The organism is [Clostridium] celerecrescens 18A, assembly GCF_002797975.1.
GTDB classification, from domain to species: Bacteria; Bacillota; Clostridia; order Lachnospirales; family Lachnospiraceae; genus Lacrimispora; species Lacrimispora celerecrescens.
In genome coordinates, this window is sequence record NZ_PGET01000001.1 from 4,069,222 (window position 1) to 4,077,500 (window position 8,279).

Here is an 8,279-nt window from a genome sequence, read left to right on the forward strand (position 1 = left end):
CAAGAAAACGAAGTCACTGTTTTACCTTTATGCTGAAATTGAATCACAGAAAAGTAAGCACCAAAGCGTTTTAGGATATTACTGCCGGCTATCCGAAATGCATGATTAAGATCAAGCGTGATGATTATACAACCGATATTGTCATCAGATACCACCCTTTTAATAATTTTCAGCAAAAGTATTTAATTGCGAAAATCCAAATGAGATTCCAACTCGTGCAATAAATAACTGAAGCCACCTGCCGCATAAATTCATTGCATACATCACTTTCTTGCCTGAAAACCACGCAGATACTGTTCCGGCCATGGATATTCGACTTCTAGATCACGAGCTGCATGCAGCACCCAGTAAGGATCACGCAGAAGTTCCCGGCCTAAAGCAACTAGATCTGCCCGTCCTCCACCCAGGATTTCCTCCACCTGATGTGGGTCCGTAATCAGACCAACGGCAACCGTAGGCAACCCAGCCTTCTGTTTCAGCCGTTCAGCAATTTTTACCTGATAGCCTGGATAGATTTTCGTCGGCGGTGTTGACACAACTCCTCCTGTACTCACGTCCAGCACGTCAATATAGGGCTTCACAAGTTCAATAATTACGGACATTTCTTCCATATGCATACCATCGGGTTCATAATCCTCAGCAGATACACGCAATAAAACCGGTTTTTCAGCCGGCCAGACCTCATGTACCGCCTTCAGTATTTCAACCAGTATACGGCATCGGTTTTCCGTTGATCCGCCATAACCATCGGTACGATGATTGGTCAACGGCGACAGGAACTCGCTGATTAAATAGCCATGGGCACCATGAATTTCAATCGCATCAAAACCGATTTCATCCGCCCGGGCAGCAGAGCTGCGGAATGCATTGACCGTATCTTGAATATCCTCTTCCGTCATCTCATGGGGCATGGGAGAATCATGACTAAATGGAATGGCGCTGGGAGCGTAAATTACTTTTTCTTTGGCTCCGCATTTGCGGCCCGCATGATTGAGCTGAATCGCCATTTTTGCTCCCTGTTTCTGGCAGGCGGTGACAATTGGCTTAAGTGCCTTCGTCTGATCATCATTCCAAAGTCCCAGACAATGGTCAGAAATACGGCCCCACGGCAGGACACCGGTGGCTTCCATAATGATCAGCCCCGCTCCCCCAACTGCACGGGAGGTATAATGGGTAAAATGAAATTCATTTGGCATACCATCGGTTCCGGCACTGTACATACACATGGGCGGCATAACAATACGGTTGCGCAGAGTCATATTTTTTACTGTAAATGAGTTTAATAAGTACATAAGGTATTCTCCCTTCTATAAATGTACAATTCGGTAAAACAACTTGCTTTATTTAATCATTAATCAAAATCACTATTGCCATAACTGATCAACATTTCCTTTATCTCTGTCGACCACATAAAACAAATATGGAAAATTATGAGAAAAACCTACCTACGATGATTCCATCATTTATTCCGATTACTATTATAATATCAATTGATTTCTTATGCATGTCCATTATAAATATAATGGGAAACTCGTTTTCGTACTTCCAGGTTTATGGATAATTTGAACGAAATATCATTCAAAAAAGAGGTAGTTCTTCCTTTTATCTGATTGTTGAATAGTGTATTCTTTGTTTTTTTCTTTTAAGTCTTGTAAGTGGTACTCGTATCGAGATATACAAAATTTGCAAACATCCTCTAGGTTTGAGCTAAAAAAGGAAAAATCTTTGCTACTCTCTTTTCTATGACTCTTTATATCAAATCCTTTTAACTTTGAGCCAGGTATATCTCTTTCCATTTCAACCATTATGCTTAAAACAACATCACGTTGACTTAATGCTATCAAATTATCTGCATTCAATATAAGGGTTTTGTAAATTGTCGTGCTCATCATAGTTCTTCGACACATGCGATAAGTTCTGTTTATATCTATTCCCATGTCACTTGCAAAACGCATTAAACATGTTTTTGCGAAAGCATCTGCGCTTACTTCTTTTAAGACAGAATCTTCCAATTCTGTATGAAGAAGTTCGCTTGAACAGTATTTTACTATTTCTTTATAGCGATCTATATTTAAAGGCATATAATGTCCCAATTCATGGAAAATCAAAAAGACACATTGAAGCAAGATATCAAGTTTAATGTCAAAAAGACTTTTAAGATAATTATTTTTTGTATTATGTATTGGCAATTCGGCTAGAACTCTACTATAGGCCTCCTTCCCAATCAGGTTATTATTACTCTCTTCAATTTCGGCATTTCGCATACAAAAAAAGTATTTCAATAAGAGTGAAGATTGTGAATCCAGAATAGTTGCAATCTCAAATAAGATTGGTACCATATGAAAATCAAATATCAGATAATCTTTGTCTAGTTTTACTATACTTGGTAAAGCTGAATAACTATAACATCCAACGAGCTTAACATTCCATTCTTCTGTAAATCCAGAGAGTATTTCATAGATTTGCTTTAATATTTCGTCAGAAAATAAAAGAGAAGTATTCTCTACTAAAAAGCGTGTATTTTCGATATATTCTCTAATAAGAAGTATATTTTCTTGGTGGAATTTGTTAGACACTATCGTCAATCTCCTTTACATCATTAATTAAATCAAGTTTCTCAATAATTTTTGCAGCTAGCTCAACTTGCTTCATGCTTCTTTTATTTATAGCCGCAGTTATTTCAATCTCAACTCTCCCATTTATCTTTACAACAATTTTATCAGAATTTCTTACGCCAAGAAAATAACCGGCAACGAGCGGAGCTATTATACTGGTTAAGTCAATAAATAATTGTATTACACCAGATCCTTCAAAAAACTCAGGTTCGACAATAATGCATGATTCAGGTATTTGCTCGCTAATCTTCTCAAATATATCCTTGTTTTCAAATGTTGTTTCAAATAGTATCTTCATGATTTTTTTCCTTTCTCATTATCTTTTGTATGATTTTGCTATAGCCATAATTAATACCTATCCTAACTACGCATTATTGCTATAATATGTAACAATGTAACATACATAAATGCCAAATATATATCTGTGCACTAAAGATTATCATTATTCTTTTAGGTATCGCTACAATATCCCTAAACACAATGACATCCAATATCTAGAAATGTGCTCAAAGACCTGAATCCGGCTTAGAATTATTGCTCATTTTTCTGCGATTACTTTAATAATATATATTCTATTAAAAACATCATTCTGTGATAATATTGTATATATTATAGTTCCATATAGCAAATAAGGCAATTAAATTCATGCAAGTTATAAATATTCATAGTACTATACTAAAATCTATTGAAAAGTATCGGACTTTACACTTCAGAAAAAAACTTCATTTATATCAACCGTTTTGCTCTTAATGTTGCCTTCTAAACTCTACACAGCATTAAGCACATTTTAATTAATAATTGGGGCTACGCCTACTATGAGATGAACAAACAATCTGTTTAAAATCGCAAGAAATTTACAATACAAACAGTTTGAGTAAAAATCTTTTACTGATTATCTACGTTTTTTAGCAATCCTCTATTTTTTCTTATAAAAGTAAATTGCGCATCTTCAAGCATAGTGCTATGATAATCCCACCGGCACGAATAATCATCATGAATATAAAATCAAAAGAAAAACAGCTAAAAAGGAGTTGTGATTTATCAAAAATTAAAACTAGGCCTGATGATGGACGAAAATATTTTATCGTCAACAGAAAGCCAATAAGCAGCAACACCTACGAAGGACTAATTAATAAGCTATATGATCATTTCTTTGGGGATAATGCTGCCACTATGGAAGCATATTTTGAAACCTGGATGGAATGGAGAGAAAAGGAGACAAGCGTAAGTAGAAAGACAATTAGAGAAAATCGCTTTATGTGGAATTCTTTACTGAAAGATCAGGATATCACCTTGATTCCCTTAAAAGAGTTGACAGCAAGGGATTTGATTATCTATTTCAGGAACATTACAAAAGGCCGCCAGATCACAAGAAAACGCTTTAATGACCTTAAAAGCATTATGAATGGAATTCTGTACCTTGCAGTGGAAAATGATATTATAGAACGAAATTGCCTTCGAGACATCAACTACAAACAGTTCAGCTATAAGGCGGAAAATACCAGGATCACACCATACACTGAGGAAGAACGTCTGCAAATTATAAATTACTTGGGAGATGATTTTTACTCACTAGCCATAAAACTGGACTTCTATTTAATCCTGCGCATAGGCGAATTGAAAGGATTAAGGTGGGATGACATCTCAGGAGATTTTCTACATATCCAACGCTTTGTAGATGACAAGAATGAAATCATTGAAGATATCAAAGGTCATGCAAGCGAAGGGAAACGTTACATGCCATTGACACCGAAGGCTAAAGAAATCCTGACACAAATCCAAACTCTCAATCCAAACAGCGAATACATCTTCATCCGTAACGGTCAACCTTTGGCAACAGTAACCTTTAACCGCCGCTTAAAGAAATGCTGCGAAGAATTAGGCATAGAATACCGCTCCTCCCACAAGCTCCGCTTCTCCACCGCCTCCATCATGTACAAGAACGGAATGGAAGACACCGAGCTCCAAAAGCTCCTAGGCCACACAAGCCTCAACATGACCCACCACTACCTCCGCAACATCACTTCCCAGGAAGAAACAGCATCAAAAATGAGGGCAATCCTGGATTAATCACCCTCAAAAATACAAAAAATGCCCACGCAAACAAGCGCAAACACCAAATACACAAAGTAAAAGCCCCAGAAACCCTTATTTTATCAGGTTTCTGAGGCTTTCATAAGAGAGGCGACAACCAGATTTGAACTGGTGATCAGGGTGTTGCAGACCCACGCCTTACCACTTGGCTATGTCGCCATAAATTGTTAAGTGACCCCAACGAGATTCGAACTCGTGTTACCGCCGTGAAAGGGCGATGTCTTAACCGCTTGACCATGGGGCCTAACTTGCATTTCGTTTTCCTCATAGTCTCGCCTGAGTATCACGAACTCCCCGAGTAGGACTTGAACCTACGACCCAACGGTTAACAGCCGTTTGCTCTACCGACTGAGCTATCGAGGATTACTGAGGCATATACCCTCAAAACCACATATTGTTACATATCTATTTTCATCCGTTCTTTCCTCTTACCTAAACCAACCTGGTTAAGCCCTCGACCTATTAGTGACAGTCAGCTGCACATGTTGCCATGCTTCCACCTCTGCCCTATCTACCTCGTCGTCTTCAAGGGGTCTTACTCTTGCGATGGGATATCTCATCTTGAGGGGGGCTTCACGCTTAGATGCCTTCAGCGTTTATCCCTTCCCGACTTGGCTACTCTGCCATGGCCTTGATAGCCAACAGATACACCAGAGGTCAGTCCATCCCGGTCCTCTCGTACTAAGGACAGCTCCTCTCAAATATCCTACGCCCACGCCGGATAGGGACCGAACTGTCTCACGACGTTCTGAACCCAGCTCGCGTACCGCTTTAATGGGCGAACAGCCCAACCCTTGGGACCTACTACAGCCCCAGGATGCGATGAGCCGACATCGAGGTGCCAAACCACTCCGTCGATGTGAACTCTTGGGAGTGATAAGCCTGTTATCCCCAGGGTAGCTTTTATCCGTTGAGCGATGGCAATCCCACTTTATACCACCGGATCACTAAGTCCTAGTTTCCTACCTGCTCCACCCGTCGGTGTCGCAGTCAAGCTCCCTTATGCCTTTGCACTCTTCGAATGGTTTCCGTCCATTCTGAGGGAACCTTTGAGCGCCTCCGATACCCTTTCGGAGGCGACCGCCCCAGTCAAACTCCCCGCCTGACATTGTCCCCCAGCCAGGTCATGGCTGCAGGTTAGAAATCCAATACCGCAAGGGTGGTATCCCAACATCGGCTCTGATAAGACTGGCGTCCTATCTTCTCTGCCTCCCACCTATCCTGTACATGCAGTACCGAATCCCAGTATCAAGCTGGAGTAAAGCTCCATGGGGTCTTTCCGTCCTGGCGCAGGTAACCAGCATCTTCACTGGTACTTCAATTTCACCGGGTGCATTGTTGAGACAGCGCTCAAATCATTACGCCTTTCGTGCGGGTCGGAACTTACCCGACAAGGAATTTCGCTACCTTAGGACCGTTATAGTTACGGCCGCCGTTTACTGGGGCTTAAATTCAGAGCTTCGCGTTGCCGCTAACCCCTCCTCGTAACCTTCCAGCACCGGGCAGGCGTCAGCCCATATACCTCACCTTTCGGTTTTGCATAGACCTGTGTTTTTGCTAAACAGTTGCTTGAGCCTATTCTCTGCGGCCTGGTTTCCCAGGCACCCCTTATCCCGAAGTTACGGGGTCATTTTGCCGAGTTCCTTAACAATGCTTCTCCCGCCGGCCTTAGGATTCTCTCCTCATCCACCTGTGTCGGTTTACGGTACGGGCACATATCACACAATAGCGGCTTTTCTTGACAGCCCCTACGAAGACTTCCCTACTTGTGTTCGGTACGCGTCACACCTTCCTGTTGCTGGGTGGATTTTCCATTCCAGCCAGTCCAGTGCTTGCCCCGGTCTTTTCATTCCCGGGTTCTTCTTCGGTTCTGTGTCCCCACAGTTCTGATGATATGCGGTACAGGAATTTCAACCTGTTGTCCATCGACTACGTCTTTCGACCTCGCCTTAGGCCCCGACTTACCCAGAGCAGATCAGCTTTACTCTGGAAACCTTAGATATTCGGCCTGGAGGATTCTCACCTCCATCTCGCTACTCATTCCGGCATTCTCTCTTCTTAACACTCCACATCTCCTTACGGTAATGCTTCTGTGCGTTAAGAATGCTCCTCTACCAATGTATTTACATACATTCCACAGCTTCGGTGTCGTGTTTTAGCCCCGGACATTTTCGGCGCAGGACCTCTCGACTAGTGAGCTATTACGCACTCTTTGAATGTGTGGCTGCTTCTAAGCCAACATCCTAGTTGTCTGTGAAATCCCACATCCTTTTCCACTTAACACGCACTTTGGGACCTTAGCTGGTGGTCTGGGCTCTTTCCCTTTTGACTACCCAACTTATCTCGTGCAGTCTGACTCCCGTACATCATCTGGCCGGCATTCGGAGTTTGATATTCTTTGGTAAGCTTTGACGCCCCCTAGGAAATTCAGTGCTCTACCTCCGGCAGACTAATACGAGGCTAGCCCTAAAGCTATTTCGAGGAGAACCAGCTATCTCCGGGTTCGATTGGAATTTCTCCCCTACCCACACCTCATCGCCACCCTTTTCAACGGATGTGCGTTCGGTCCTCCATTTCCTTTTACGGAAACTTCAACCTGGACATGGGTAGATCACCCGGTTTCGGGTCTACCTTTACTGACTTAACGCCCTATTAAGACTTGGTTTCCCTTCGGCTCCGCACCTTAAGTGCTTAACCTTGCCAGTAACGGTAACTCGCCGGACCGTTCTACAAAAAGTACGCGGTTCCACCTTTAACGTGGTTCCACAGCTTGTAAACACAGGGTTTCAGGTTCTCTTTCACTCCCCTCCCGGGGTCCTTTTCACCTTTCCTTCACAGTACTATGCGCTATCGGTCACTAAGTAGTATTTAGCCTTGGGGGGTGGTCCCCCCGAATTCCCACAAGGTTTCTCGTGTCTCGTGGTACTTTGGATCCTGCTCGCTGACTATTGCTTTCCCATACAAGGCTTTCACTTTCTATGGCCGGTCTTTCCAGGACCGTTCTGGTAACAAATCGTCTCACTTATTGCAGTCCATAACCCCAGTATGCACGCATACTGGTTTAGGCTCCTTCCATTTCGCTCGCCGCTACTTTGGAAATCGAGTTTTCTTTCTTTTCCTCCGGGTACTTAGATGTTTCAGTTCCCCGGGTTCCCGACGTATGGCTATGGATTCACCATACGACAACTGAGGTTTGCTCAGCTGGGTTTCCCCATTCAGATATCTCCGGATCAAAGGATATTTGCTCCTCCCCGAAGCTTTTCGCAGCTTATCACGTCTTTCATCGGCTCTTAGTGCCAAGGCATCCACCCTGCGCTCTTATTAGCTTAACCAATTCGATGTTCACCTGCGGGTGCGGGCTACTAATCTAAGATACATAGCGTTGTATCTCTGGTCTTAGGTTTGTTATTTCACCGTACGTTACGGTTACTTTAACGAGTTTTGTTTGGTTACATCTTGCGATGTAACACCTCGGATGTCTTGATTATGTTTTTATACTTTGACATATAAAAACTAATCTAGATATATTTCAATATGTGGTTTTCAAGGTACATGCGTGATGCAATTAAA

4 protein-coding genes, 3 tRNA genes and 1 rRNA gene are annotated in these 8,279 nt (G+C 42.4%); 1 reads left to right on the forward strand and 7 read right to left on the reverse strand.

From position 1 onward, the window contains the following. Nucleotides 1–263 precede the first annotated feature (263 nt). From namA to H171_RS18470, 3 genes are all read right to left on the reverse strand, one after another. Nucleotides 264–1,292: an NADPH dehydrogenase NamA gene (gene namA / locus H171_RS18460; protein WP_100306441.1), complete on the reverse strand. Its 1,029-nt coding sequence runs from the start codon at nucleotides 1,290–1,292 to the stop codon at nucleotides 264–266. A gap of 282 nt (nucleotides 1,293–1,574) precedes the next feature. Further along, nucleotides 1,575–2,576, reverse strand: coding sequence for a hypothetical protein (locus tag H171_RS18465; protein ID WP_100306442.1), 1,002 nt, complete (start codon nucleotides 2,574–2,576; stop codon nucleotides 1,575–1,577). Next, nucleotides 2,569–2,913: a hypothetical protein gene (locus tag H171_RS18470; protein ID WP_100306443.1), complete on the reverse strand. Its 345-nt coding sequence runs from the start codon at nucleotides 2,911–2,913 to the stop codon at nucleotides 2,569–2,571. The genes H171_RS18465 and H171_RS18470 overlap by 8 nt, the downstream gene beginning before the upstream one ends. A 695-nt stretch (nucleotides 2,914–3,608) precedes the next feature. Here H171_RS18470 and H171_RS18475 point away from each other — a divergent pair. Further along, a complete protein-coding gene (locus H171_RS18475; RefSeq protein WP_157803192.1) occupies nucleotides 3,609–4,685 on the forward strand; it encodes a tyrosine-type recombinase/integrase in 1,077 nt (358 codons plus the stop codon). Between the two features lie 112 nt (nucleotides 4,686–4,797). Here H171_RS18475 and H171_RS18480 read toward each other — a convergent pair. The 4 genes from H171_RS18480 to H171_RS18495 form a co-directional block, all read right to left on the reverse strand. Continuing rightward, nucleotides 4,798–4,868, reverse strand: a tRNA-Cys gene (locus H171_RS18480). Between the two features lie 13 nt (nucleotides 4,869–4,881). Then, nucleotides 4,882–4,953, reverse strand: a tRNA-Glu gene (locus tag H171_RS18485). A 46-nt stretch (nucleotides 4,954–4,999) separates the two neighbouring features. Then, nucleotides 5,000–5,072, reverse strand: a tRNA-Asn gene (locus H171_RS18490). 79 nt (nucleotides 5,073–5,151) lie between these two features. Continuing rightward, nucleotides 5,152–8,041, reverse strand: a 23S ribosomal RNA gene (locus H171_RS18495). Between the last annotated feature and the right edge of the window lie 238 nt (nucleotides 8,042–8,279).